Genomic DNA, 26159 nt, shown 5'->3' with positions numbered 1-26159 from the left:
AAATAAATACAAATTTTTTATCAAGTTCAAAAAATAAGCTTTCATAGCTCACCACCAATAATTTGTATCCGCCCGTTTATCATCGTCACCATTCGGCCCACTGCGGTCGTTCAGTTATTTAACTATTCGCCTTGTATGATCAAATTTAATCAGTGTTGCCAAGGAGATCGAGTAAGCTAACCGTTCATTGGGAGGCCGAATTCGCCTGCAAACCGTCTGTGCGGTCATGCGTAAATTGCTACACGCCATCCACGGCATGTTGAAGCACAATCTGCCTTTCGATAACACTCGGTTTTATGCTTTTCCAATCTTTGCCGAATGACCAAATTTAGCTTGATTTTGAACAGAGTATCTTACGGGTTGGTGGAGAAGCTTTCCAAAACTGGTGATAAAGCCAGGGATGCTAAGTGACGGGAAATTAATGAACCAAGCAGAGAGCACTGTAAGGCTTCAAATCCTTATGGCACTTCAAGCGCAACTCGGTAATGTACTATCTAAACCAATGGGGGTCAGATTCCCTGCTTTTGCGAAACCGCCTGAGCTATGGGCAGCAGACGCTACCGAAATAGTGGTAGCCTGCCACGTTATCTCAACGATAATGCTCCCATTGGTCTCTTAATTGTTAACCATCCAAAAGGTTATTTTAGGTCGAAGCGATCAAGCATCATCACCTTACCCCATGCATTGACAAAGTCAGTGACAAACTTCTGTTTTCCGTCTTCAGACGCATATATTTCGGCAATAGCCCTGAGTTCAGAGTGCGATCCAAAAATCAGGTCTACTGGGGTAGCTGTCCATTTTTTCTCACCTGTCTTCCGGTCAATGCCTTCGTAAACCCCTTCAGACTTGGCTAACTTCTGCCACTTTGTGGACATGTCGAGCAAGTTTACGAAAAAGTCATTGCTCAATGCAACAGGTTTGCTGGTAAGAACACCCTGCTTGGATTCTCCTGTGTTAGCATCTAAAACACGCATGCCGCCAACTAGAACCGTCATTTCAGGGATGGTTAGTGTTAGCATGTTAGCTCGATCAACCAGCATCTCCGTTGGTGATAGCATATTGCCTTCACCGTAGTAGTTACGGAATGCATCGGCTTTGGGCTCAAGTACAGCAAACGTACTCACATCTGTTTGCTCTTGCGCTGCGTCCATTCGCCCTGGTGCAAAAGATACTTTCACAGGGTATCCCGCAGTCTTAGCGGCCTGCTCAACTGCGGCAGTGCCACCTAAAACAATCAAATCTGCCAGAGACACTTTTTTTCCATTCGAATGCGTCCGGTTAAAGTCGTTTTGGATGGCCTCTAATAGTGGGAGTGCCTTAGCTAGTTCAGCTGGATTGTTGACCGGCCAGTCTTTTTCAGGAGCAAGGCGAAGTCGAGCGCCATTGGCTCCACCGCGCAAATCGGTGCCTCGGAAAGAAGCCGCTGAAGCCCAAGCTGTCCGTACTAATTCCGATACAGTCAAACCCGATTTAAGAATTTTATTCTTCAGATCTTCCGTATCCCTAGCGTCAATCAACTTATGATTAACTGGCGGGATAGGATCTTGCCAAATAAGTTCCTCTTTAGGTACTTCCGATCCAAGGTAACGTGTCCGTGGCCCCATATCACGGTGAGTGAGTTTGAACCAGGCTTTAGCGAAGGCAAGCTCAAATTCCTTTGGGTTATCCAAGAAACGTTTCGCAATTTTTTCATAACTCGGATCGGTTCTCAAAGCGATGTCGGTAGTAAACATGATGGGGGCATGTCGCTTATCCTTATCATGCGCATCGGGCACTAAGTTCGCCGCTGCGTCATCCTTAGGAATCCACTGGGTAGCACCTGCTGGACTTTTGGTCTTCACCCACTCGTACGTAAACAAGTTGGTTAGATATTGGTGGGTCCATTGCGTCGGTTTTGTACTCCAAGCGCCTTCCAAACCACTGGTTATGGTGTCAACGCCATTGCCATTACCGCACTTGTTTTTCCAGCCGAAACCTTGTTCCTCAACCCCCTCAGCGGCTGGTGCAGGGCCAACACATTTTGCAGGATCGCCATTGCCATGCCCTTTACCAAAGGTATGTCCCCCTGCGATTAGTGCAAGCGTCTCTTCGTCGTTCATCGCCATACGGCCAAACGTTTCGCGAATATCTTTAGCGGCAGCCATGGGGTCATGATTGCCATTTGGTCCTTCTGGATTTACATAAATAAGCCCCATTTGCACTGCGGCAAGTGGGTCGTCTAGCTTTCGGTCACCCTTGTAGCGCTCATCGGCGAGCCATTTTTTCTCAGGCCCCCAATAGACTAAATCGGCTTCCCAATCATCTGTCCGCCCGCCGGCAAAACCGAACGTTTTGAAGCCCATCGATTCCAAAGCGACATTGCCCGTAAGTACCATCAAGTCGGCCCATGAAATTTTACTTCCGTACTTGCTTTTGATAGGCCAAAGCAAGCGTCGTGCCTTATCTAGGTTTGCGTTATCGGGCCAACTGTTTAGCGGTTCGAAGCGCTGCTGACCGCCGCCAGCGCCACCACGCCCGTCTCCCATACGGTAGGTGCCGGCACTGTGCCAAGCCATCCGGATAAAAAATGGCCCATAGTGTCCGTAATCGGCAGGCCACCAGTCTTGCGATGTTTTCATCAACTTCTCGATTTCGGCTTTCACAGCCTTGAGATCGAGTTGTTTAAACTCTTTGGCGTAGTTGAACTTGTTCTCCATTGGGCTGGACTCAGCTGAATGTTGTCGAAGTGGCGCTAAATCGAGTCTTTCGGGCCACCAGAATTGGTTCGATAGTGTTTGCAGATTCGCAGCGCTTGTTGAAGGCACAGGGTTTTCTGCGGAGTAGCCTACTTGGGAAAAGACCAGTGCTAACAGTAGGATGCTCGGTAATTTTATTTTTAACATATTATGTTCTCCAGTTCTTTGTGCGGATACAGCCTCTGCAGGCCGTCTAACTTTTAAGTGCAAAAGGCTTAAACAAAACACAAGAAGCCCCAGGAAACGGATAAGAAATTCAAGCCTATGGTCAAAGTATTCCATACGGGAGGTTTATTACAAGCACTATTTTTCAATCTTTCTGCACTGACCGAGCTCTTGCCGTTCTCATTCGATCCAATTGTGAAATAAAATTCAGCTAGGGCAGAGCGGTAGCTAAGCACAACATTCAAGGCTTCGTTTATGTTGGACTTCATTTCATCCAGCCCAAACTACAGATTATCGTTTTTCTTTGTCGCCTGTCGTGACAATCCAGTCGTTCGCTTCGAACAGTTTCGACGAACTTCGTTCTTGGGTATATCTTAAGGGCATCTCTAATAATCCCCCCATTTCCCCATGATTTTTGCATACCCTGACAGCCCTAAAATGAGATAATAGTGGCAACTCTATCAAGACCTGATCAAGCCCATGAAACGACCCCGCCAGCCTGGATTATTTGATGTCGAAGAACGCGCCGCGCAACTGGCCGACATGGGCGATACCCTGTTGGGATTGAAGGCTCGCATAGACTGGGAGGCGTTCCGGCCTGAGCCCAATCGGGTGCATGAGAAGGATAGAGAAAAGTACCAACTTCTACCAAAGGAAAAAGCCAAACCTGAAAACCCGCTTGGAAAAACCTGGCAATTAGTATCAGCAACAGGCTTGGACAAGTATGATTTAAATGCCTATACATTGCGATTTGATACAAACTAACTTGAACTCAAAGGCACTGCCATCTGTAGAACCTATGAAGGTAACTGTCATATGGTCGACGAAGCTCTAGCTATAATTTCTGCAAACAGGAAAGTAGGCCTTTTTGATTATTTTTTTGCAGCGAGAAATATACGCTTGCCGAAGAAAATTATCTTGCGCTCTTAAAAAATGTTTGGCGTCATACTCATCACAACCTTCTATTTCATCTTGGGTTTTCCCTTCTCCAGGCTCGCCAAAATGGCCTTCTTATCCCATTTCAACTTTTCGCAATCCGCACATGAATGCCCTTTAATGTAATTTTCAATGGCTTGTATTCGGTTGGCGGTATCGGGATGGGATGACATCCATTCCGGCCCATTCGCTTTGCCTTTAAAGGCTTCCTGCATTTTTTTGAAAAAAGTGACCATGCCTTGCGTGTCAATTTTACTTTTTTGCAGCAAGGCAATTCCTTTCATATCAGCATCGGACTCGGCCTGACGGCTGAAATACTGGGCGGAGACCTGATGCGCCATAATCATCATGACGGCATTGGCATCACCCAGCACTAACAACACGGCGGCGGCAATGCCGGAGCTAGTAATCATGTTCTTTAAGGCATGGCGTTGTTCGACATGTTGGATTTCATGCGCCAACACACCCGCCACTTCATTAGCGGAATCCGCTTTCTCCAGTAAGCCTTTATTGACAATCACAATACCGCCGGGCAAGGCAAAAGCATTGATGGCTGGGTCATTGGAGAAATGCCATTGGTATTTATAAGCGGAGTCTTTGGTCAGGCGGTCGCCTATTTTTTTGACGGCATCCACTGCGACACCCTTATCGATCAAGGCTGTTTGTGTTTTCAAGCTGGTCAACACCGACTCCCCGATTTTGTATTCCGTCGCCAGCGGTACGCGCCCAGCTACCCAGGAAACGGCAGTGTCATATTGCCAGATAGCCAGTACCACCAGCAACACAAGGCTGCATAAGGAATAAGCGACGGATTTCCAGACCAGACTTTGGCCAAAGGTTGCACGTTTCCACTTACCCAATCCGGCAACTGCATTTTCTGGCAAAAGCTTGACCAGTGTTTTTTGTGCATCTGGATTGGCAGGGATCAGCATCCAGGTATTATCTTGATATTGCCAACACAATTGTAATTGGTCGTGGTCAAAACTTCCCACCCTGGCTTCCAATTCGGCGAAATTGATGTTTTGTTGATAAGCAGGTAAGTAAATTCGGCTTTGCTCAATCACGCAAGTGGTCAGTTCTCCCGCGCTGGGCAATTCCGGGCCGAATAAGAGAATACTGACACCATTATTCATATCAGGGCTTGGTATAAATGGTGGAGATGGCAAATAGGATTATCGCAAGCAGGTAAAATTTGCCCATCCAAGATGATCGGCTACTGCTTCCCGTTAAGGCCGCGCTCATTAACACCTTACTCAAGCGGTTCATGGGCAGGGATTGTATCCATACTTTACCAGGGCCTGATACAGTGGCATAAAACAAGCCTTCACCACCAAACAAACTATTTTTCAGCTTGCCGGTGTATTTGATGTCGTAACGGACTGTCGATGACATACCCACCAGACAGCCAGTATCAATTTTGAGTTCGTCATCGGGTGTGAGTGCGACTTCCTTGAGCGTACCGGAAGCATGAATAAATACGATCCCCTGACCGCTTATTTTTTGCATGATGAAGCCTTCACCGCCAAAAAAACCGACACGTAAACGCTTCTGAAAAGCCAATTGAATGCGCTGCCCCAACTCGCCAGCAATATAAGCCCCTTTCTGGCAAATAATCATGCCGCCATGTTCGGATAGATTGATCGGAACAATTTCACCTGGGCTAGGCGCGGCAATAGCAATGGTTTGCGGTTTGTTAGCTGTGTTCTTATAAACTGAGCTGAACATCGATTCGCCCGTAAAAGAACGTTTGACTGCATTCCAAAAACGCCCCAAACTGCCAAATTTTGAAGGACTGCCATCACCCAAAATGGTATCGACAACAATATGCTTATCCACATACATCATCGCACCTTGCTCGGCAATAGCTACCTGGCCTGCCTCTAATGTGATTTTTATGTACTGTAAATCGTTACCCGTAATGGTGTAATTAAGCTGTGTCATCCCGTTTCCTATCTTAAGGTAAGCCGTAAGCTCCAATAACTGACGGCACTATAATTATTTATGCTTACGTTACAAACACTTATATATTCAGCTTTGTGAAGCCTTAACTTGCGTTTGCCTGTCGAAAGGCTTGTGTGCTTCGACAAGCACGAACGGTTCAAACATTAAATGGCCGAATCAATAATAAAATATTGTTGTATCAAAACACTTAGTCAGTGCCATCAGAAATCCAAATATCAGTTCAAATTACAATGCAATTTTGATACTGACGACTAATTTGGATCTTTTTATAAACTTCAAGGAAAGGACTTTTCTGTTATTCAGAAAAACAATAATTAAGGATAGATTATTTTAGGTTTAAAGTAAGCCGCAGGATATTTTGGGTCAAACTGATCTGGCTGCTCTTGTGCTGGCGTGGCGGCACTTTTATCGGAATAGATGACTTTCGATTCAAAATTTGCCGCAGGATATTTGGGGTCAAACACGGAGGCTTTCGTTATTTGCGTCTGCTCGACATTTTCGTCGATGTAAGTCACTTTAGGCTGAAAATTTGACGCTGGGTACTTATCATCCGTAGCTGATGATTGCTCTTGAATAGCGCTTTCATCCATATAAGTTACAGTAGGCTCGAAATTTGACGCAGGATATTTTTCGTCACTGGTAGCCAACGCACTGATAGAGTTGAAAGACATAGCACATACCACCATGCCCAAGATAATTAATTTTTTCATAAAAATTTAATCTCCAATTATTATTAGTTAAATAAAGCAAACATAATCTAGTACAAACTTGGAGTATCGAATATTTTGCTTGAATTCGCAACCGTTTTAAAGTTAAAAAAATGCAGCCCAAGGGCTGCATTTGCTGAATCCACGCCATCCATGGCATTCATATCCAAAATAAGCTTTCGCAATATCGGTGTTTTCCCGATAATTTTTATGCGTCAATCATCAATAGCCAGTCCCGTAAACAGACATTGGACCATCCTTAGGAAATACCGAACCGGTGACCCATTGGCTTGGCAATGTTTTTAATGAACCTGATTTGCTGGCTTCAATTGGCACAGATGCAGAAGCTTTTCGGATGCGAAAGTTGATTTGCCCTTTTGATCCAAGAGTCGCAATCCAATATGGTGTGTTAGCGACAAGTTTGACCGCAGGAATAGATACTGTATTGGTTGCTCCGGACTTAAGGATGCTTAGTTTTCCTTGCGCAAGCAGAGTTCCGGGATGACCATTTTTATCGCCGTATATGCCTGCTACCAATTCTGTCGCTGTCGAACTTGCATCCAAGTAAAACTGGATGGCAGTTACGACCCCATTTTTCTGAGCTGTCGACTTAACTGCTTCAGCAACGCCCTGAGGGTTGTGATCGACAAAAGATTCCAATGCGCTGTTCCCTACAAGCAACTGTGTCTTGCTTGAAACACTGGCAACTGTTTTGGAATCTTGTTGGATTTCCGCAAGGGATAATCCCCGATTATAGATTTTTACTTCATCAATTAAGCCATTGAAATACTCACCCCAAATACTATTTCCACCGATCCGTAACACACCATTCGATTGTTTAATCAAACCTGTTTGGACGCGGGTGGAGACCAGAACACCATTCACGAATAACCGCTGGAATCGTCCATCATAAGTTGCTGCTAGATGCCACCATTCATTGGGTGCTAAGTTCGATCCACCAAAATAAGTGGTTATCCTGCCGTTGACCCACTGAGCAGCCATTGGTTTGTTCTTGTCAGAATTCGCATAGAGGGTATATATATCATTGCCCGGCTGCTCTTTCATAAGAATAGACGTCCAATCGTTCATCACAACAGCTGGGTTTACCCATGCTTCAAGCGTAATCCCAGATGAGACATCTAGTGATGCGCTGTCCTTGATTGTCACCCAGTCATTCACGCCGTCAAATTTCAACGCGGATCCAAAATAACCGGCGGAACTTCTGACGGCACCACTAACAGTACCGTGGTTGCCATTACCCGAAGCATCGGCCGTTGTAGCACCGCTTTTTTCCTCAAAACTATAGGCAGCCACCAAGCCACTTTTCGTGTTATTGGTTACGGGTTTTGGAGTGGGAGTCACATTTGGTGTTGGTGTTGGTGTTGTTGTTGGCACTGGCACTGGTGTTACTGTAACCGAATTAAGTTTTACTTTCTTAGTCGTTCCGTCAGGGCCTGTTACCGTTAAGCTCACACTATAGGTTCCAGATACACTGTAGGTGTGTGTGGAATTCTGGGCAGTGCTTGTCGAGCCATCGCCAAAGTCCCATTTCCATCTTGTGATTGTTCCGCTTGTGGCAGGCGTAAAAGTTACCACCAAAGGAGCAATACCACTGGTTTTACTTGCTGTAAAATCGGCTGATAACGTTGATATGGCAGGGGCTGTGGCACTGACTTCATTTGAATAACTGCTTTCAGTGGTGCGAGCAGAAGAGGCATAAGCCTTCACCGCAAAGAAATACTTGGTGCCGGGTGTTAACCCTGTCGCTTGATAGGTGGTTTTATTACCGACATCAATGGTCGATGTGTAATTTTTGCTTCTTTCACCATAACTTAATTTATAACCACCGACATTGGGTGATTTGCTGGCATCCCAGGCAAAATTTAAATTTCCAGCGAATACCTGGCTACTGAAGAAAAATAGGGAAAAGCCAATTAATAAAAGGCGATTAAGATACCCATAAAAGGGATTGAATTTATATGCAAAAAATGTGTTCATACGCTTCTCTGTTATACCAAATTAGATGTTGTATGGAAAAAATCAACGATCACCTCACAACCTAGCCTTCGCTTAACTATTGCAAATAGGCGGTTATGTGCGCGGGATCGCTGCTGAATAAATAGAAACTGCTAATGCCTTTACGCAAGGCTCTCTCAAATTTTTTCTGAAATACCGATTAATACAAAAACGAAAATATTAAAGCTGCCAATTTATAAAAATCTGTCCCTCTTTTTTTACTACTGGCAGGTTTATCAAAAAAGTTAACGTCTTCGCGTCCTTTTTCTTGAACACAAGTTAAGCTCAAGAAAACGCTAATTTCTTTGACATTCGTCACATTTTGGGGATTGAAGTTGTTTTGTCGAAATAGAATCAATAAAAAAATTAAGGAATTTTGATAATTTATAAAGATAATATCGACACTTTGAGCATACGTTATTTATTATTATTATCATATGTTATTAAATTAAAACAGAGACTTAGCCTCTATTAATAGGGTGCTATTCAAATATTAGTCTCAGCCCAATGCTAATGCCTAATACTTAACTAAGCCTTAATTAAGTCGCTTTTGTGTTTAATAATGAGAATTATCTTTAGTAATTTTGTTTTTAATAAGGTGTCGAAATACTTTGATTATTAAATAATAATAGGATGCTGTTTCATCGATATTCAGCAATGAATTTTTTATGATTATCTTTCTGGCAGTCTTTTTTGTAGTGAGAAAGCGGTTTTTGAGTTTTGATATACCTCCTAAATCCGTGACTTCAAATCAAAGAAACACCTTTAGCCTGTCAATAAAAACCAAAAACTTTCTACCTATCGATATCTAAAAGCTTCCAGTTAGATTGATGAGACGATAGATTTTCGATAGTTTTTTTCCGCTGTTTTAAGCGATATGAATCATCGCCCGTTTCTAGGATGTCCCAATGGTGGGTTGCCCTATCCAGCACAACCTGTTGGTTCGGTTCGAGCTCAATGGTCGGCCTTGAATCCCAGAAGCACTCAGCGAGATGAGTCACTTTCCAGCATCGGGTTTGATAAAGCTGTCAGATTTCCTTCCGATCCAACAAGGTAAGTCGGGTATGGTTATGGATGTTCATTTACAGTATTTTCCTAAATACTGTAAACAACGCTATAAATTCTTACACACTAATGTATTTTAGGTGCAAAAAGCAGTTTCAACTCCAAAGTGAAATTCCAGTATTCATGAAGCCTTTAGCTTGCGCTTATTGAATACCCTGAAACCAGACATTTTGTTTACAACTAACACCAATTCACTTTGGGCTTGGTTTTAAGCAAGAAATCCTTTACCATCCTCGCTGAGAATTTCATTAGGGGTGTTAGCTCAGTTGGTAGAGCAGTGGACTCTTAATCCATAGGTCTAGGGTTCGAATCCCTAACACCCCACCATTAAAATCAATGTGTTACCAATTTCAAGTTTTTTCCTGCAGTCTGTGGGTCGATCACGGGGCAGTTTGAAATAAATCAACACAGCGCAGGCAACAATTCAGGCCGGATTTATACCTAAATACGCGCCTATCACTACCTCACAAAAGCTATAAACCCACAACAAAACACACCTACTGACTAGCAAAAACAAGCCATGCTGTGTCGTTTTTATTAGTCCGAAGTAAGGTTAAAACCGCGTTTTAGGCGGTCAGATTTAGCTATGATTTTTTGTCATATGATATTGCCCTGAACTGAAAAGGGAAAGGCTATGGATTATTAGCGATGTCCGCGAAGGAGTGCAGGAAGCGTAACGTTAGTGGAGCGGTGTACGGAGACCTCCAGATAGCTGTAGAGGCCGGTGTTTTGACGAAGTTGTAGCGCGAGCGGAAGCATAGTCAAAATGCAGAGTCATCCGACAAGCATAAGTCATTTGAGTAGCCGTGGTGCAGCGTAGCAGCGGGGGGGGGGGTAGCGAACCGAGGACGAATCTGGGCAGCCGTAGGCATTAATCGCCACGTGATTTTTCGCCGCTATAAATAGTGGCGGACTTGGCATCGTCATGTTTCGATTTGTGCAGGGAGGGTAATAACTTCTATGAAGTTGATTCCGCACCAAATTAGGATCAGGTTACTGGTATGGACGCACAAAAATAGTGCATAAAAACAATTAATATTTTTTACAATATTACATTATCCCTGATACCAGACATAAAGATTGTACTGAATACAGATGGCATGAATAATGCTTTAATAATATTGAAAGTTGTTCTCATCGTGTGTTGTACCTTTCTCAGGCGTTTTTCTTTTAGGAAGATAAACGCCTTTTTTTTGACGACAGCAATAGAAATTATACTTAAACCAGTTTTTTCAATCGGGGACGACTATGGTTTCATTATGGAATGATTACAGTTCTACCAACGCTTATGATGAAATGCGCTGCTGTGCAAACCAAGCGAGGCCGTCTAGTCAACGCTTAAGCGATTATCTCGATAAGTTAGGACGAACTGCTTTGGAGGTACGTAAAACCGCAGCAGAACTTGCTATTATAGAAATGGGCATTACGTTTACGGTGTATAACGAGGAAGGAAATATTGATCGGGCTTGGCCTTTCGATATCATTCCCCGGATAATCGACAACAAGGAGTGGCTGAGTGTCGAAGCTGGCTTAAAGCAACGACTCAATGCACTGAATTGCTTTATTGACGATATGTACAATGAGCAACTGTTTATTAAAGAAAACCTTATTCCTGCTTATATTATTAAAAGTTCTAAAAATTTTTTGCCGGAATGTATAGGTATGCGCCCCAGGTTCGGAACTTGGGCAAATATCTGCGGTAGCGATTTAATTCGTGATAAAGATGGTACTTTTTACGTCCTCGAAGACAACTTACGGGTGCCATCTGGGGTGTCTTATATGATTGAGAACCGCGTTATTACCAAGAAAGTCTTTCCCGAATTACTGCAGGATCTCGATGTGTTGCCGGTTGATGATTATCCCGCGCATCTTTTTGAAATGCTGTTGTCAGTTGCTCCGGCGCATAGGGAAACGCCGCGAATCGTTGTCTTAACGCCCGGCATTTATAATTCTGCTTATTTTGAGCATGCTTTTTTAGCCCAACAAATAGGTGCTGAACTAGTAGAAGGCGATGATCTGATTGTATTGGATGATGATTGTGTCTACATGCGCACCATTGATGGACTGGCACAGGTTGATGTCATTTATCGTCGTATTGATGATCAGTTTCTTGATCCTGAAGTATTCCGTAAAAACTCTGTATTGGGTGTAAAGGGTTTGATCAGGTCATGGAAAGCGGGCAATGTCAGTTTGGTCAATGCACCTGGCTCTGGGGTTGCTGACGATAAGGTCGTTTATGCCTACGTGCCGCAAATGATACGATATTATTTAAATGAAGAACCCATCTTGCCCAATGTGCCAACGTATTTATGTAGCGAGCCTGAGCAACTTAATTACGTGTTAAAACATATGCAAGAATTGGTCATAAAACCGGCCAACGAGTCAGGTGGTTATGGGATGTTAATAGGGCCACATGCTACCCAGGAACAAATTGCCGAGTTTCGCCAAATTGTCAAAGCCCAGCCGCGCAATTATATTGCCCAGCCCACCTTAGCGCTATCAACCTGTCCTACGTTATGTGATGATCGTTTAGAACCACGGCACATTGATTTGCGGCCGTTTATTCTGCAAGGCGAAAGCAGTTATGTGACAGCAGGGGGATTAACGCGTGTTGCCATGAATAAAGGCTCGTTAGTGGTCAATTCCTCGCAAGGTGGTGGCAGTAAAGATACTTGGGTCATTAATACAGGTAAATAATTATGTTATCTCGATCAGCCGAGCGTTTGTATTGGTTAGGCCGTTATCTCGAAAGAACTGAAAACACCGCTCGCTTGCTGAGTGTACACATGAACCTCATGTTCGATTTACCGATGAGTGTCGAAATTAGTTGGCGTAATTTGTTGACCATTTTTGAGGCAGGGGAGCGGTTTTTTCAGCTCTACGAAACACCGGATGAACGCAATACTATGCGATTTCTGCTTGCAGATACCAAGTACTATGGTTCGTTATTTTCATCCTTGAATTTTGCCAGGGAAAACATCCGAACTTCGCGGGATTTGGTGCCCGATGAAGCATGGCAGCAAGTCAATGAAATGTATCTTTTAATTCGGGAGAAATCAGATTCTGTTGTCAATCGTAGCGAACGTGTGGTTTTATTGAACGAGATTATGCGTGGTTGTCAGCGGTTTACCGGCTTCTTGTCCGGAGCAATGTCCCAAGATGATGCCTATCGTTTCATCCAGTTAGGACGGAATATTGAGCGTGCCGACATGACGACGCGTATTCTGGACATTGGTTCGACACTGTTGGCAGAGGATCGTAGCGATAAAATGCGTGAATATGAAAATACGCTATGGATGAATGTCTTAAAATCATTAAGCGCTTTACTCATGTACCGTAAACACCGACGGCATCGGATTAATAGTGGCGATGTCTTAGATTATCTAATCAAAGATGCGAATTTTCCTCGGTCAGTGAGGCATTGTATTGATGAAGTTGAAAGCTGCATTCGCTGTTTTCCGCATTCGGAAGGGTTATTTGAAAATATTTCAATAGTCAGAAAAATGCTTAAAATGACTGATTATCATCAGATTACGCCCACAAATTTGCACGCATTATTGGATAGCATCCAAGTGAAATTAGATGAAATACATCAACAGATTGCAGGCACTTGGTTTTTGGCGGGGAATCAAGCATGTTAAGGTTTAACTGTAGCTGCGGTACTGAAATATTTTTTGAAAACAATCATTGCGCTGTGTGCGGACAACTTTTGGGTTTCGAGCCACAGCGGTTAATGTTGCTGCCGTTGCGAGCAGAAGAAGATGGGCACGGCTATTTTTCTGCTAGCGGACAACGCTACCGTTTTTGTGAGTTGCAACAGGATCAAGGTTGTAACTGGCTTATTCCAGCCCATGATAATAATCGGCAGTGTGTGTCCTGTCGGACTACCCGAACAATTCCTACACAAACTTTGCCACGCAATCGACTTCGTTGGCAACGTTTAGAGCAGACTAAACGCCGGGCTTTGTATATGCCCTTTCGTCTGGGTTTGCCGCTTAATATTATCGGAACTAATGCTGATGAGTATTCGATACAAACAATATTAGGGCAACCACCTCTGCTATTCGATTTCCTAGAAGATCAGCGGTCAAATCCCGATGTCATGGAAGAGTTTATCTATAGCGGACATAATAATGGTGTCATCACGGTTAACGCAGCAGAAGCGGAAGATAGTTTCCGTGCTACGAACCGAGAATTGATGAACGAATTGTATCGCACCTTACTAGGTCACTTCCGGCATGAACTGGGACATTATTACGGGCTGTTACTGGATGAAGGTGCGTTAGTAGAATTCAGGCAACTGTTTGGTGATGAACGTGCTGATTATCAAGTTGCGTTAAGCCACTATTATGAAGAAGGTGCGAGGGCTGATTGGTTACAAGGTTATATTAGTGCTTATGCCTCTGCCCACCCTTTGGAAGACTGGGCAGAGACTTGGGCGCATTATCTCCATATTCGTGATACTTTGGAGACAGCCGTTGCTTATGAATTAATCGGCGAACCGTTGGGTAAGAACAGCTTTGAACTGGCATTAACCGATTGGGCAAAATTGACCGTGATGCTTAACGCCCTAAACCGTAGCATGGGGGTTGATGATGCTTATCCTTTTGTCATCACTGATGTTATCAGGCGAAAACTAGGCTTTATAGACCGTCTCGTAACGGTTTGGCAAGCGAACGGTCATAATGTGGCAAGGCAATAAAAGCCGCACGTAGTTCTTCATGCCAGCGACGTTTCAATAGCAGAAGATACTCGTCGTCCGCTTCAAAGCAGTAATACTCATCAAAGCTTAGTGTGTCTCGGCGGTAAACCAGCATTTCAACGGGTGTTCCCACACTGGCATTGCTACGAATAGTAGAATCCATTGAAATCAAGGAACAAAGGCCAGCTTCATCCAGTGGTGTTGTCATTTTAACAAAACGATCTAGTACTGGCTTTCCGTATTTGCTTTCGCCAATTTGTAAGTAAGGGGTTTGCCTTGAGGTGGTAATGCTATTGCCTTCAGAATAGACCAAATAAGCGGCGGGTGCTTCGTCGCCAATTTGTCCGGCAATAATAAACGTCGCGGTTGGATTAAAACTGGATTGGCCTTCGTTTTCCTTATGCCGTTTTTGCTTTTCGAGGCTGACCGTTCCTAGGTAATCAGCCGCTTCGGATAGATACTGCACGCTATTTATGTTAACCAGCGTATTCTCTCGCTTATCTCTCCGCAATTGTTCTACTACGGCTTGTGTGGTAGCCAGATTACCCGCGCTTAATAATACCAACTTGCGGTTAGTCGAGGTCGCAAAAACGTGCATTTTGCTGTAGATACTGACGTTATCTATGCCAGCATTCGTACGCGAATCTGACGTTAATACCAAGCCCTCATCCACCGAAACCGCGATGCAATAGGTCATCCTTCGTGTCCTCAAAATTAAATGCGGTTAACTATTCTAGTCAGATTGCAGCTCTAGTCAGATTGCAGCGCGAATTAGATGCACAAACCTATATATAAGGTTTTTCCGTACGGCGTATCCGCCATTTCGATGGGTACCGTAGTTGGCGGATTATGCCGCAAAAATAGATCAACCAAAATGGACAGATCACTTGTGTTGCGCGGCTAATCCGGCCTATATTTTATCCGACTTACGACCCGTTTTAGTGGGAGAAACGGTGTGACTCCAACGAATACTGGGTCTCTCAATAAATTTAAAAGCCATCCACGCAGATAAAACGCAAGCAATTAATGTGGTAGCTGAAATAATCAAGTCTGTGACTATGCCTTCAGCATAAAAACGTCTAATTAAATTTGCTACGGCTCCGGTTATGGGGTTGTGCAGTAAATATAGACTATATGAAATCAAGCCTAAGCCCTGTAGCCACTGCCAATTAAGCCAAGTACTCATTTTTCCGTACAATCCTGCATATAGGATAATGGCCGCGCTAAATGTAACCATAAGAGGAAATCCCTGCAGTGTTGTAAATCCGGCAATCAGCACCAGAAATACCATAATAACCGAGAATATTATGAACGATTTGTCCCTACTTGAAACTGCCCAGCTGACGGAAACACCGACCATAAAGCTGTACCAAAAAGTAATAAATCCACCTTGCCAGATTGGGGTTAAAATAAAACCAAATGCCCAAGGTGGGCCCAAAAGAGCAAAAATACAGATAGTGTATAACCTTGCATTTGCAAACTTAAAGCGCTTGGTCAGCCAGTCCGAAAAAAATACCATTACAACAAATGCATGGTAAAATTGAACTTCAATGCAAAGCGTCCAAAAAACTGTATTAAGCAGTGGTATTTTTAAAAAACCTTGAAAGTAAAGCAAGTGACTTGCCAAGCCGATTTCGTTTGGAAAGCTGGCAACCCCTCCAGTGACCTTGCTTTTGAGCCATAAAAAAGCTATGGATACCAAGATTGCGAAATAATACGGAGGGCTTAGGCGAATTAGTCTTCGCAAAATAAACTTAGCAGAGAACCGCAAGTCAACGTCATATTGATGTACGGTATAAGCCATCACATATCCGCTCAACACAAAAAATGTAGCTACGCCTAGATGACCTGAATCAAATAAGACGGCGCTAAGAGTTGGTGGAAAATAAGCCTTTAGCTTGTCAATATGATGTCCTTCTGAAAGGTGAAAAAAAACAACCCACAATGCAGAAAGCCCCCTAAGTCCATCGGCAAAGGCAAATCGCAGATTATTGTCTTTGATTTTGTTTATGCTGCTTTCTGGATTTAAAAAGGAATTCATCTTAATGCGATCTAATTGTCAGTCACCGCCCCCAACGATGCCGAACTCACCAACTTGGCATACTTCGCCAACACGCCAAGGGTATAACGTGGTGCAGGTTGCTGCCAATGCTCCAGACGACGGGCAATTTCGTTTTCATTTACGTGCAGGGTCAATTGATTGGTTTCGGCATCAATGGTGATTTGGTCGCCGTTTTGGACGATTGCTAACGCGCCGCCGACGTGGGCTTCTGGCGTGATATGCCCGACCACAAATCCGTGGGTGCCGCCGGAAAATCGTCCGTCGGTAATCAAGGCGACCTCTTTGCCCAAGCCTTTGCCCATGATAGCTGAGGTTGGCGATAGCATCTCGCGCATTCCGGGGCCACCTTTCGGACCTTCGTAGCGGATAACGATGACATCACCTTTGACGATCTCACCGTTGAGGATGGCTTGCAGTGCCTGTTCTTCTGCATCGTAGACTTTGGCTGTGCCAGAGAACACCAAGCCTTCTTTGCCGGTAATTTTGGCAACCGCACCTTCCGGCGAAAGATTGCCGTATAAGATGACTAAATGGCTGTCTTTTTTGATGGGATTATCCAAGGGGCGGATCATGTCTTGCTGGTCGGGATAAGGCTGTACGTCCGCAAGATTTTCCGCCAGCGTTTTGCCCGTTACGGTCAGGCAGTCGCCATGCAACAAACCGCAATTCAACAATATTTTCATCAGCGGTTGAATGCCGCCAATTTCAATCAATTCCGCCATCTGGTATTTACCGCTGGGTTTTAAGTCCGCCAGCATTGGGACATTTTTACCGATGCGGGTAAAGTCATCTAGGCTAATGTCGACATTACTGGCATTCGCCATTGCCAAAATATGCAGGACGGCATTGGTTGATCCGCCGAGCGCAATCACCACGGTTATGGCATTCTCAAACGCCGCCTTGGTCATGATGTCGCTGGGTTTAATATTCCGTTTTATCAACTCCATTACAGCCGCACCAGCACGTTCGCAATCCAGACGTTTGTCGTCGGAGATCGCCGCTTGTGCGGAACTGTTGGGTAAGCTCATGCCCAAGGCTTCTATGGCTGATGCCATCGTGTTTGCGGTGTACATGCCGCCGCACGAACCTGCGCCAGGAATGGCTTTGGCTTCGATTTCAGCTAATTCGGCATCATCAATTTGATTATTGGCTCGCGCACCAACGGCTTCGAATACCGACACGACATCCAGCTTTTTGTCTTTGTGGCAACCAGGCATTATGGTGCCACCGTAAACAAAGATAGCCGGACGGTTCAGCCGTGATATAGCCATCATACAGCCGGGCATGTTTTTATCACAGCCGCCAATGGCAACAATGCCATCGAATCCTTGGCAACCAACGACTGTTTCAATGGAGTCGGCAATGACTTCACGGGAGACCAGCGAATACTTCATGCCTTCTGTGCCCATTGAGATGCCGTCGGAGATGGTGATGGTGTTAAAGATGACCGCCTTACCATTGGCATTATTGACACCTGCTGCCGCGTCATCCGCCAGTTTATTGATGTGCATATTACAGGGAGTGACCATGCTCCAGGTAGAAGCGATACCTATTTGCGGTTTGTTAAAGTCATCTGAAGTGAAGCCCACCGCATGAAGCATTGCACGGCTAGGCGCACGTTCCATGCCGTCAACGACTTTGGACGAAAAGGGGCGGGTTTTGGTGTCGTTCGAGTTAGACATGAATGTCGATTTCCTGGGGATAGTTGAATGTAAAAGGATGTAGGTTTCTTTTCTGTGGCTTGAGATTAGGCTTGTATCACAAGCTATCCCAGCTATTCCTACGCCGCCAGCCGAGCTTAGGCAGGATAAAGCCCAAAATAACGCCTGCTAACGACAAAAAACCACCATATAAAAACCAGTCCTGGCTGGCACCATCTTTTAAAGTATTATTCTCAAGTTTAAGTTGTTCCAGTTCGCGTTTAAAGCTGACCACATTTTCCTGGAGTTCATCGCGCTCATTTTTTAACTGTATTTGATTACTGGCTGTTCTTTTTAATTCAATAAGCTCTCTGTCTAACCTGTCGCGTTCTGCAGCCAGAGATTGCTCCAGCGTTGTACCTGGGGCAATAGAGGTTTTAACTTTAGCTAATTCTTCTTTAAGGGCAGTGTTTTCTGCCTGCAAGGATTCTGAATTTCTAGTGGTAGTATCCAATTGGCTGCGATTGGGTGGTTCCGGCATGGTGTTTCTAGTTGCAATGAAGCCCTGCATGCCGCTTTTTAACTTTACAAGGGAAAATCCAGATTTACTGTTTTCGCTTAGCACGTTAAGTGGAGTGCCTGTGGACAGCAGGCTGATAATTTTGCCTTTGTTACTCTCTTCACTTCGGAGTGGCAGCTCAAGATTATCAGTTACATAAACAGTTTTGGCGTAAGCAGCAGGAGCTGTAACAATAAATAGAACGAAAAAAACGCTAAGTCTTTTCACATGAGCCTCTGGTGTGATTGCTTGATGCCGATAAATATAGCCTTAATTCATGCACAACAGAAATTCAAGGAGTGCTTTTTGCGCATGCAGGCGGTTTTCTGCTTCTGCGAAGACGATGCTTTGTGTTCCATCCATAACTTCGGAGCTGACTTCTTCGCCTCGATGCGCGGGTAAGCAGTGCATAAATAGCGCATCACTATGCGCTGTATCCATGATCTCAGAATTGACCTGATAATCCTTAAAAGCAGCACAACGTTGTTTTTGCTCTTCTTCTTGCCCCATGCTCGCCCAGACATCAGTAACAAGCAAATCGGCATTTTTTGCGGCCGCTATTGCCGTATCAAAAAAGCGGACATGATTACCAGCAGCATCAGAAATGGTTTTGTTAGGCTGATAACTAGCCGGAGCGGCAATATGCAGCTTGAAATCCAACACCATTGCGGCATGTATATAGGAATGACACATATTATTGCCATCGCCGATCCAGGTAACGGTTTTGCCTTGAATATCGCCGCGTTGCTCGAAATACGTCTGCATATCAGCAAGCAATTGGCAAGGGTGCTGTTCGTCGGTCAGCCCATTTATCACGGGGACGGATGAATGCTGGGCGAACGTGGTCACGGTTTCATGTTTGAAAGTGCGAAGCATAATGCAATCCACCATGCTGGAGATGACTTTGGCGCTGTCCTCCAGCGGTTCGCCACGACCCAGTTGGGTGTCTTTGGGCGACAAAAATATGGCGTTGCCGCCAAAATGCGTCATACCTGCTTCAAAAGAGATGCGGGTGCGGGTCGAAGACTTCTCAAAAATCATTCCCAGGATCTGTCCTTTTAAGGGTTGATAATCAGGGTTACGATGATTTTTAAGCTCGATAGCACGGTTGATTAAGCTGCGAAATTCGCCGCCACTAATATCAAGTAGGCTGATGAAGTGTCTAGGCTGCATGGTTATTTACGAGTAAATGCTGTTCTGTGAATTGCACAATCAGCCTTGCTAAGGTATCAATAAGCTGCTTGATTTGCATGGCATCAATGATTAATGGTGGCAACAGGCGTATGACTTTTTCTTGCGTGACGTTGATCAACAGCCCTTTTGCCAATGCCAGCGCTACCAACTCAGTACACGGCGCATCTAGTTCTATGCCTATCATTAAGCCTTTATGGCGGATTTCGATGATATGAATATTGTCCTGTAAAAGTTCGGCAAGTCCTGAACAAATAGCGTGGCCTTTGGTTTCAGCCGTGGCGATAAGGTTATCTTTATCCAAAGTCTCAAGCACGGCTAATGCCGCACTACAGGCAAGAGGATTGCCGCCAAAAGTGGAGCCATGATTGCCTACCGTAAACAGTGTTGCCGCTTTGCCGGATGCTAAGCACGCGCCGATAGGTACGCCGTTGCCGAGTGCTTTAGCCAGTGTGCATACATCAGGAAGTATACCGTTATGTTGGAATGCCAAAAACTTTCCAGTACGCCCTATACCTGTTTGGATTTCATCCAGCATCATCAGTAAGTTGTGCTGATCGCATAGCTGACGAATTTTATTCAAATAGTCGCTGGCAGGGATATTTATTCCGCCTTCACCTTGGATGGGTTCGACCAAAATGGCAACAACATTAGGTTGTTGCTTGATAGCTGCAATGATAGCGGTGATGTCATTATAAGGCACACGGATAAAACCTTCGACCAGCGGCTCAAAGCCTTTTTGTATTTTGGTATTGCCAGTAGCACTAAGGGTCGCCAGGGTACGACCATGAAAACTTTTATCCATCACGATAATGCCGGGAACATCTATTCCGCGTTCGTGACCATATTTACGGGCGAGTTTAATCGCCGCCTCATTCGCTTCTGCGCCGGAGTTACAGAAAAAGACATTATCCATGCCGCTTTTTTCAGCCAGCCGATTAGCTAGCTGTTCTTGAACGGCTATTCGGTAAATATTGGACGTATGCAGCAATTTTTCGCTTTGTCTACAGATGGCGTTATGGACGGCAGGATGAGCATGTCCCAAGCCGCATACCGCAATGCCTGATAAAGCATCGAGATATTGCTTGTTGTTGTCATCCCAAAGCCACACGCCTTTACCCCGCTCAAAAGTGACGGCTAAACGGCCATAAGTGGGCATAACTTTACTGCTCATAAATATCCACCTGAACACAAAAAGGCAGTGATTGACTGCCCTTGAAATAAAGCACTTGATAGCACTTGGAAAAACCCTTGATTATAATTTTCAAAACACAGTGAAGCAAGCTCATTTTGTTAAGGAGATCTCTAAAAATTCAAAAAACTCCTTCTCCCTCTGGGAGAAGGTTGGGATGAGGGCTTTAAAAATAATCATTTACAACCATCACCCTAGACCTAACCCAGAGGGAGAGGGGGGGGGGTAGAGATCCCCTTAAGACTTTTTGGTTTCTTAAAGACATCGCTATTGATTTTAGTTATCATCAGACGTTTTTAGATGTGCGTTGCTAGCAACGACATAAGATGAAGGTAACTGTACCAAAATAATGTTCTGGCAGCGAACAACATTCCAGTTGGATGGGTTGTCGGTGAGATAAACAAGGAAATCCTTAAGCTAATAAAGGGTCGTGCGATAAGGATCCGCTTCAAAATTCTGGGTAAATCTAAAAAATTTCGGTATCTACATAGACGGTGCCGTTTTAATTGCGGCTCGGTTCTCTTGAGAATTCCTGTACAGATTGAGCTGTTTCATGGTTTTATCCGCCGGACGTCTTTCAGACGAACGGTAATTTCTTGAGTCCGTTCGTGGTGAGCTTCGAATCATGATCGGAATCAACTTGTTCAGGGCTTCTTTAGGTAAATAAAGGGGGCAATATATTAACGATACGTATTAGTAAACACAGGTGATACATAATGACTGACAACTCCATATCCAGCCACAGCAAAATCTGGCTTTATCTCATCGTATTTCTAACTGGCGCATCGGTGATGGTCATTGAACTATTGGGAACTCGCCTGATAGCACCATTTTACGGTGCTAGTCTTTATGTTTGGTCGTCCTTGATTTCGGTGACGATGATTGCCTTGGCGATCGGTTATTTTGTCGGTGGTCGCTGGGCTGACCGAGCGCATCGCACCGGATTGTCGTTGATTATTGCTTTGGCTGCGATATTCACTTTACTGATTCCCTGGGCAGCACGTCCGGTATTATTGGCGACCGATCCCTTAGGTTTACGCGGTGGCGCATTTACCAGCGCGCTGGTGCTGTTTTTTCCCAGCCTGACCTTGCTCGGCATGGTCGGGCCGTTTGCAATCAAATTGGCAACCTCACAACTTGATGGTGTCGGCAGCAGTTCCGGCACTATTTATGCGGTAAGCACGTTGGGTAGTGTAATAGGTACGTTATTGTTGGGGTTTTTCCTGTTCCCCTGGGTAGGTTCGCGGCAAATTTTGGTGAGTTTGGGGTTGCTGTTGTTCGTACTCGCTGTTGCCGTTGCCGTGTTTGAACAGAAACGCTTTGGTAAGACTATCGCGGTTTTACCTTGTACGATTCTTGCGTTAGTAGGATTGTGTTTAGTGCCAAAAATTGTCGGCGCAGGTCATGTCCCGCCTGATGGACGCTTTAGTGTACTTTCGGAGCGTGAAAGCTTGTACGGCTATGTCCGTGTCATCGAGCAAAGCAGTCGCGATTTACGGTTTCTCACCTCTGATGCATCCATGATTGGCGCAGCTAACATTTCCGATGGTGTTAATCGACTGACTTACCAAGATATTGTTGCTCTGATTCCGGCGATCAAACCCACTATTAAAAAAGCCTTGCTGATAGGGCAGGGTGCAGGACACATGGCGATGACCCTACGTGATAAGTACGGCATTGTCACCGATACCTTGGAGATAGATCCTGCCGTGGCGCAAGCAGCAACCGACTATTTTGGCTTCAAGCCGAATGGAAAGGCTATCGTGGGCGATGCCCGTTATGAAATCCGGCATTTAACTGGGTCGTATGACTTGATTATTCACGATTGTTTTACGGGTGGGTCGGAGCCGTCGCATCTTTTGACGGTAGAAACCTTACAACAACTGAAAGGTTTGTTAGCGCCACAGGGTATAGTCGCGCTTAATTTTGTTGCGTTTGGGCGGGGCGAAGGCCAACAAGCGTTGGCTTCCGTTTCCAAAACTGTCGCGCAAGTGTTTCCGAACCAATCTTTGTTTGTCTCCGAACCGGGTGAAGATTTCAATGATTATATATTTCTTGCCAGCAGCAAGCCGATTGATATGGCCTCGCCATCACTTAATGCAGAGCAAGCTGATTGGTTAAACAAACGCAAATTCACCGTTGACGCTGGTAACGGCATTATTCTGACCGATAACCTTAATCCCCTGGAACACTTGCAAACCCGTAAATCGGAGCATTACCGTCATGTACTGGTGGACTGGTTTGGTAATGATTTGTTGGTTCGCTAAATATTCACAGCCCTATAGTGAGTGAGTGAAAGTTGTCATTTCTGTATTTGCAGTTGTTAATTTAATTGCTGATAAATAGAGTTTTCCTTGCGCCCAACGGAGACTCTAAATAATCTCCAATGGGAGGGGTCTAGGGGGGTAATTCATTGATTTTGAAAACCATCCCCATGTCTTCTTTCAGAAGCAGAAGGCGGGGTCTGAATTTTTAGAGGTTATCTAAGTTATTTTGTTGTTGCCAATAAGTCGATAGCGGTTAAGCTTAGGCCAACAATGTCATGGGAGATCAAAAAATGATACCAATACGAGACACGGCCCCCTGCAATTCAACGCCTTACGTCACTTGGGGTTTAATGGCGATTTGTATTTTTATTTTCCTCGTCATGCAGCTTATACCTTACGAATTGAGCTATAAGATTATCTATCTATATGGCATGGTGCCTAATCGATATGCTAATCCAGGATGGGGACTGTCTAATGGTATGCCGTTCGATGGCTATTTATCATTTTTAACCAGCTTATTCCTGCATGGAAATTGGCTGCATATTATCTTCAACATGTGGTTTATGTGGATTTTTGCAGACAATGTGGAAGACCGGATGGGACGATGGCGGTTTATCGCCTTTTACTTAATATGCGGTCTGTTGGCAACCATGATGCAATGGTATTCCGCGCCTACTTTACAGATACCCGTTGTTGGCGCTTCGGGTGCTATCGCTGGCGTATTAGCGGCTTATTATTTTCTCTATCCGTATGAACGGGTTGTGGTGTTCTTTTTCCCTATTGTTGTGCATATTCCAGCGGTAACTTTTTTGGGGTTGTGGGTTATTTTTCAGCTTTACGATATTACTACCTCTACATATGTCGAAGGAGTGACTTCTAATTCGGCGTTGTGGTCACATGTAGGTGGGTTTATCGCCGGAGCCATTCTGCATCGCTTTTTTCTGCGAAAAGATGAAGCGATTTAAATGCTTTCAAGCTATAATTACAGCATTGAAAATCAACTTATCAGAGTAGATAAAGCCATTGGTATCTGGTGGAAAAACTACTTACATTCTTGTCAGGAATCTTACAAAACCTTATGAAAAAACTAAATTACTTCTTAGTAAAGCTGCTTCAATTTGTTGTTTTTGCTGTGTTCACCTTCGTGGTTTTAGCTTATTTTGGCGCGATGGTGCTGTTGCCGCTGGATGCAGTCGCCATACTCGTTAAGTTGATGGGTGTCGTGGGCATTAACGGTTTTATCGGCGCACTGATTGCGATTCCAGCCGTGGGTTATTTATGTTTGATGGTCTACAAAACCCCAGGGCTTTGCAAGATGATTGTGGATACGGGCGTTGATTTGATTAAAACCGGCAAGGCTAAGGTTGATGCGTTTAATCCAATTGCTGATGCGGTGAAAGGCTAAAAGCTCAAAATCTGCTGTTCCCATCCCCATTAAGCGTCTGCTTTTCATTTCGTATCTTCTGATCATGCGGCTTTTATAAGCCGCAGGATCCTAGCTTTGATTTAGTTAACATATCATGACTGCCCCCCACATAGGATTTATTAGCTTGGGTTGCCCCAAGGCTTTGGTTGATAGCGAACGCATTTTGACCAAGTTGCGTTCAGAGGGTTACATCATTTCACCTAACTACAAAGATGCCGATTTGGTTGTCGTCAATACCTGCGGTTTTATTGACGCGGCTGTGGAAGAATCCCTGGACAGCATCGGTGAAGCATTGGCTGAAAATGGTCGGGTAATCGTCACTGGTTGCTTGGGGGCGCGGGAAGACGAAATCAGGGCGCGGCATCCGCAAGTCTTGAAAGTGACTGGCGCCCATGCCATTGATGAAGTGGTCGCATCCGTCCATAAGCATCTTCCTCCCAAGCACGACCCATTCACCAGCTTGTTGCCGCCTCAAGGAATTAAGCTCACGCCCAATCATTACGCTTACTTAAAAATTAGTGAAGGTTGCAACCATCGCTGCACGTTTTGCATTATTCCCTCCATGCGCGGCGATCTGGTCAGCAGACCGATAGACGATGTTATGGTGGAAGCCATGCGTTTGGCCGATGCGGGTGTTAAAGAGTTGTTGATTGTCTCCCAAGATACCAGCGCTTATGGCTTGGATGTAAAATATCAACCGCGTTTTTGGCGTGGACGTTCCATACAAACCCGCTTTTTTGATCTGGCCGAGGCCTTGGGCGATTTGGGTATTTGGGTGCGTATGCACTATGTCTACCCTTATCCGCATGTTGATAATGTCATCCCGCTGATGGCTGACGGCAAAATCCTACCGTATTTAGATATTCCTTTCCAACACGCTAGCAGCCGGATTCTAAAGCTGATGAAACGCCCCGCAGCCAGCCAGAATAATCTGGAGCGCATTAAAGCATGGCGTGAAGTTTGTCCCGACATTACCTTGCGTAGCACCTTTATCGTGGGCTTTCCTGGCGAAACCGAACAAGAGTTTGAGGAGCTGCTGGATTTTCTGGATGAAGCGCAGTTAGATAGGGTAGGTTGCTTTGCCTATTCGCCCGTAAAAGGTGCGGTCGCAAACGACTTACCTGATTCAATTCCAGAAGAAATCAAACAAGATCGCTTAGCCCGTTTTATGGAACGTCAAGCCGAGATTAGCGCAGGTCGCTTGCAGCAACGCGTTGGCAATATCGAAACTGTCCTGATCGACGAAGTGGTGGAAGAGGGTGCAGTCGCCAGAAGCCAGTCTGATGCGCCTGAAATCGACGGGCAAGTCTTTATCGACGGTGCAACCCATCTAAGAGTGGGTGAATTTGTGACCGTTGAAATCGAAGAGGCCGACGACCACGATTTGTGGGCGCATTTGGTTTAGGTTCTTGATATTGCGGTTAAAAAATAATAAGGGAATCTCTAATAATTCAAAAACTCCTTCTCCCTCGAGGGATAAGGGCATAAGTATCTACACAAGTATTTACCCCTCTCCCTTGGGGGGAGAAGGTCG

20 protein-coding genes and 1 tRNA gene are annotated in these 26159 nt (G+C 44.8%); 10 read left to right on the top strand and 11 right to left on the bottom strand.

Translation table 11 applies throughout. The features are described from left to right. Positions 1–638: 638 nt before the first annotated feature. A complete protein-coding gene (gene katG, locus ABL924_RS11995) occupies positions 639–2882 on the bottom strand; it encodes a catalase/peroxidase HPI (RefSeq protein ID WP_349027329.1) in 2244 nt (747 codons plus the stop codon). 498 nt (positions 2883–3380) lie between these two features. On the opposite strand from katG, the gene ABL924_RS11990 reads away from it, so the two are divergent. Next, entirely contained in the window at positions 3381–3665 is a 285-nt protein-coding gene (locus ABL924_RS11990) for a hypothetical protein (RefSeq protein WP_349027328.1), read from the top strand. A 197-nt stretch (positions 3666–3862) separates the two neighbouring features. On the opposite strand, the gene ABL924_RS11985 is transcribed toward ABL924_RS11990, so the two are convergent. The 4 genes from ABL924_RS11985 to ABL924_RS11970 all read right to left on the bottom strand — a co-directional run bounded on the left by ABL924_RS11985 (position 3863) and on the right by ABL924_RS11970 (position 8503). Next, entirely contained in the window at positions 3863–4969 is a 1107-nt protein-coding gene (locus ABL924_RS11985) for a M48 family metallopeptidase (protein WP_349027327.1), read from the bottom strand. Position 4970: 1 nt separating this feature from the next. Further along, positions 4971–5777 (bottom strand): AIM24 family protein, encoded by an 807-nt coding sequence (locus ABL924_RS11980; RefSeq protein ID WP_349027326.1) that lies wholly within the window; start codon positions 5775–5777, stop codon positions 4971–4973. Between the two features lie 335 nt (positions 5778–6112). Then, complete coding sequence (locus tag ABL924_RS11975) at positions 6113–6508, bottom strand: hypothetical protein (protein WP_349027325.1); 396 nt, start codon at positions 6506–6508, stop codon at positions 6113–6115. Between the two features lie 219 nt (positions 6509–6727). Continuing rightward, a complete protein-coding gene (locus ABL924_RS11970; RefSeq protein ID WP_349027324.1) occupies positions 6728–8503 on the bottom strand; it encodes a LamG-like jellyroll fold domain-containing protein in 1776 nt (591 codons plus the stop codon). Between the two features lie 1334 nt (positions 8504–9837). Here ABL924_RS11970 and ABL924_RS11965 point away from each other — a divergent pair. From ABL924_RS11965 to ABL924_RS11950, 4 genes are all read left to right on the top strand, one after another. Continuing rightward, a tRNA-Lys gene (locus tag ABL924_RS11965) sits at positions 9838–9913 on the top strand. 921 nt (positions 9914–10834) lie between these two features. Further along, positions 10835–12283, top strand: coding sequence for a circularly permuted type 2 ATP-grasp protein (locus tag ABL924_RS11960; RefSeq protein WP_349027323.1), 1449 nt, complete (start codon positions 10835–10837; stop codon positions 12281–12283). Between the two features lie 2 nt (positions 12284–12285). Further along, on the top strand, positions 12286–13227 hold the full coding sequence (locus tag ABL924_RS11955; RefSeq protein WP_349027322.1) for an alpha-E domain-containing protein: 942 nt from the start codon (positions 12286–12288) through the stop codon (positions 13225–13227). Next, positions 13221–14288: a putative zinc-binding metallopeptidase gene (locus tag ABL924_RS11950; RefSeq protein WP_349027321.1), complete on the top strand. Its 1068-nt coding sequence runs from the start codon at positions 13221–13223 to the stop codon at positions 14286–14288. The genes ABL924_RS11955 and ABL924_RS11950 overlap by 7 nt, the downstream gene beginning before the upstream one ends. Here the strand turns inward: ABL924_RS11950 and ABL924_RS11945 are convergent. The 6 genes from ABL924_RS11945 to ABL924_RS11920 form a co-directional block, all read right to left on the bottom strand. Beyond that, positions 14230–14985: a peptidase gene (locus ABL924_RS11945; RefSeq protein WP_349027320.1), complete on the bottom strand. Its 756-nt coding sequence runs from the start codon at positions 14983–14985 to the stop codon at positions 14230–14232. The two genes, ABL924_RS11950 and ABL924_RS11945, sit on opposite strands and share 59 nt — an antisense overlap. Before the next feature lie 213 nt (positions 14986–15198). Then, positions 15199–16329 carry an acyltransferase gene (locus ABL924_RS11940; protein WP_349027319.1) on the bottom strand — a complete coding sequence of 377 codons (1131 nt, stop codon included), beginning with the start codon at positions 16327–16329 and terminating at the stop codon, positions 15199–15201. Between the two features lie 11 nt (positions 16330–16340). Beyond that, entirely contained in the window at positions 16341–18032 is a 1692-nt protein-coding gene (gene ilvD / locus ABL924_RS11935) for a dihydroxy-acid dehydratase (protein ID WP_349027318.1), read from the bottom strand. Between the two features lie 76 nt (positions 18033–18108). Continuing rightward, positions 18109–18777, bottom strand: a complete 669-nt coding sequence (locus ABL924_RS11930; protein WP_349027317.1) for a TIGR04211 family SH3 domain-containing protein — start codon at positions 18775–18777, stop codon at positions 18109–18111. A gap of 42 nt (positions 18778–18819) precedes the next feature. Continuing rightward, on the bottom strand, positions 18820–19722 hold the full coding sequence (gene argF / locus ABL924_RS11925) for an ornithine carbamoyltransferase (protein ID WP_349027316.1): 903 nt from the start codon (positions 19720–19722) through the stop codon (positions 18820–18822). Further along, entirely contained in the window at positions 19712–20914 is a 1203-nt protein-coding gene (locus tag ABL924_RS11920; RefSeq protein ID WP_349027315.1) for an aspartate aminotransferase family protein, read from the bottom strand. The genes argF and ABL924_RS11920 overlap by 11 nt, the downstream gene beginning before the upstream one ends. A 31-nt stretch (positions 20915–20945) precedes the next feature. On the opposite strand from ABL924_RS11920, the gene ABL924_RS11915 reads away from it, so the two are divergent. The 5 genes from ABL924_RS11915 to rimO all read left to right on the top strand — a co-directional run bounded on the left by ABL924_RS11915 (position 20946) and on the right by rimO (position 26030). Next, the gene (locus ABL924_RS11915; protein WP_349027314.1) at positions 20946–21161 is read left to right on the top strand and encodes a hypothetical protein; all 216 of its coding nucleotides are present in this window, start codon (positions 20946–20948) and stop codon (positions 21159–21161) included. Between the two features lie 487 nt (positions 21162–21648). Continuing rightward, a complete protein-coding gene (locus tag ABL924_RS11910; protein WP_349027313.1) occupies positions 21649–23199 on the top strand; it encodes a fused MFS/spermidine synthase in 1551 nt (516 codons plus the stop codon). Positions 23200–23489: 290 nt separating this feature from the next. After that, complete coding sequence (locus ABL924_RS11905; protein WP_349027312.1) at positions 23490–24164, top strand: rhomboid family intramembrane serine protease; 675 nt, start codon at positions 23490–23492, stop codon at positions 24162–24164. Positions 24165–24277: 113 nt separating this feature from the next. Beyond that, positions 24278–24604: a hypothetical protein gene (locus ABL924_RS11900; RefSeq protein ID WP_349027311.1), complete on the top strand. Its 327-nt coding sequence runs from the start codon at positions 24278–24280 to the stop codon at positions 24602–24604. 115 nt (positions 24605–24719) lie between these two features. Next, the gene (gene rimO, locus ABL924_RS11895; protein WP_349027310.1) at positions 24720–26030 is read left to right on the top strand and encodes a 30S ribosomal protein S12 methylthiotransferase RimO; all 1311 of its coding nucleotides are present in this window, start codon (positions 24720–24722) and stop codon (positions 26028–26030) included. Positions 26031–26159: the final 129 nt, after the last annotated feature.

It is taken from the genome of Methyloglobulus sp., assembly GCF_040079455.1.
Taxonomy (GTDB): Bacteria; Pseudomonadota; Gammaproteobacteria; order Methylococcales; family Methylomonadaceae; genus Methyloglobulus.
Note: the sequence above shows the minus strand (reverse complement) of the source record. Positions and strands in the feature narration are given on the sequence as shown.

What these genes read in the sequence shown, in the direction of transcription:
- ABL924_RS11980 (WP_349027326.1), bottom strand. Translation starts at nt 5,777, where the DNA reads ATGACACAGCTTAATTACACCATTACGGGTAACGATTTACAGTACATA.
- ABL924_RS11985 (WP_349027327.1), bottom strand. Translation starts at nt 4,969, where the DNA reads ATGAATAATGGTGTCAGTATTCTCTTATTCGGCCCGGAATTGCCCAGC.
- rimO (WP_349027310.1), top strand. Translation starts at nt 24,720, where the DNA reads ATGACTGCCCCCCACATAGGATTTATTAGCTTGGGTTGCCCCAAGGCT.
- katG (WP_349027329.1), bottom strand. Translation starts at nt 2,882, where the DNA reads ATGTTAAAAATAAAATTACCGAGCATCCTACTGTTAGCACTGGTCTTT.
- ABL924_RS11970 (WP_349027324.1), bottom strand. Translation starts at nt 8,503, where the DNA reads ATGAACACATTTTTTGCATATAAATTCAATCCCTTTTATGGGTATCTT.
- ABL924_RS11920 (WP_349027315.1), bottom strand. Translation starts at nt 20,914, where the DNA reads ATGAGCAGTAAAGTTATGCCCACTTATGGCCGTTTAGCCGTCACTTTT.
- ABL924_RS11950 (WP_349027321.1), top strand. Translation starts at nt 13,221, where the DNA reads ATGTTAAGGTTTAACTGTAGCTGCGGTACTGAAATATTTTTTGAAAAC.
- ABL924_RS11900 (WP_349027311.1), top strand. Translation starts at nt 24,278, where the DNA reads ATGAAAAAACTAAATTACTTCTTAGTAAAGCTGCTTCAATTTGTTGTT.
- ABL924_RS11975 (WP_349027325.1), bottom strand. Translation starts at nt 6,508, where the DNA reads ATGAAAAAATTAATTATCTTGGGCATGGTGGTATGTGCTATGTCTTTC.
- ABL924_RS11960 (WP_349027323.1), top strand. Translation starts at nt 10,835, where the DNA reads ATGGTTTCATTATGGAATGATTACAGTTCTACCAACGCTTATGATGAA.
- ABL924_RS11940 (WP_349027319.1), bottom strand. Translation starts at nt 16,329, where the DNA reads ATGAATTCCTTTTTAAATCCAGAAAGCAGCATAAACAAAATCAAAGAC.
- ABL924_RS11955 (WP_349027322.1), top strand. Translation starts at nt 12,286, where the DNA reads ATGTTATCTCGATCAGCCGAGCGTTTGTATTGGTTAGGCCGTTATCTC.
- ABL924_RS11905 (WP_349027312.1), top strand. Translation starts at nt 23,490, where the DNA reads ATGATACCAATACGAGACACGGCCCCCTGCAATTCAACGCCTTACGTC.
- ABL924_RS11910 (WP_349027313.1), top strand. Translation starts at nt 21,649, where the DNA reads ATGACTGACAACTCCATATCCAGCCACAGCAAAATCTGGCTTTATCTC.
- argF (WP_349027316.1), bottom strand. Translation starts at nt 19,722, where the DNA reads ATGCAGCCTAGACACTTCATCAGCCTACTTGATATTAGTGGCGGCGAA.
- ilvD (WP_349027318.1), bottom strand. Translation starts at nt 18,032, where the DNA reads ATGTCTAACTCGAACGACACCAAAACCCGCCCCTTTTCGTCCAAAGTC.
- ABL924_RS11945 (WP_349027320.1), bottom strand. Translation starts at nt 14,985, where the DNA reads ATGACCTATTGCATCGCGGTTTCGGTGGATGAGGGCTTGGTATTAACG.
- ABL924_RS11990 (WP_349027328.1), top strand. Translation starts at nt 3,381, where the DNA reads ATGAAACGACCCCGCCAGCCTGGATTATTTGATGTCGAAGAACGCGCC.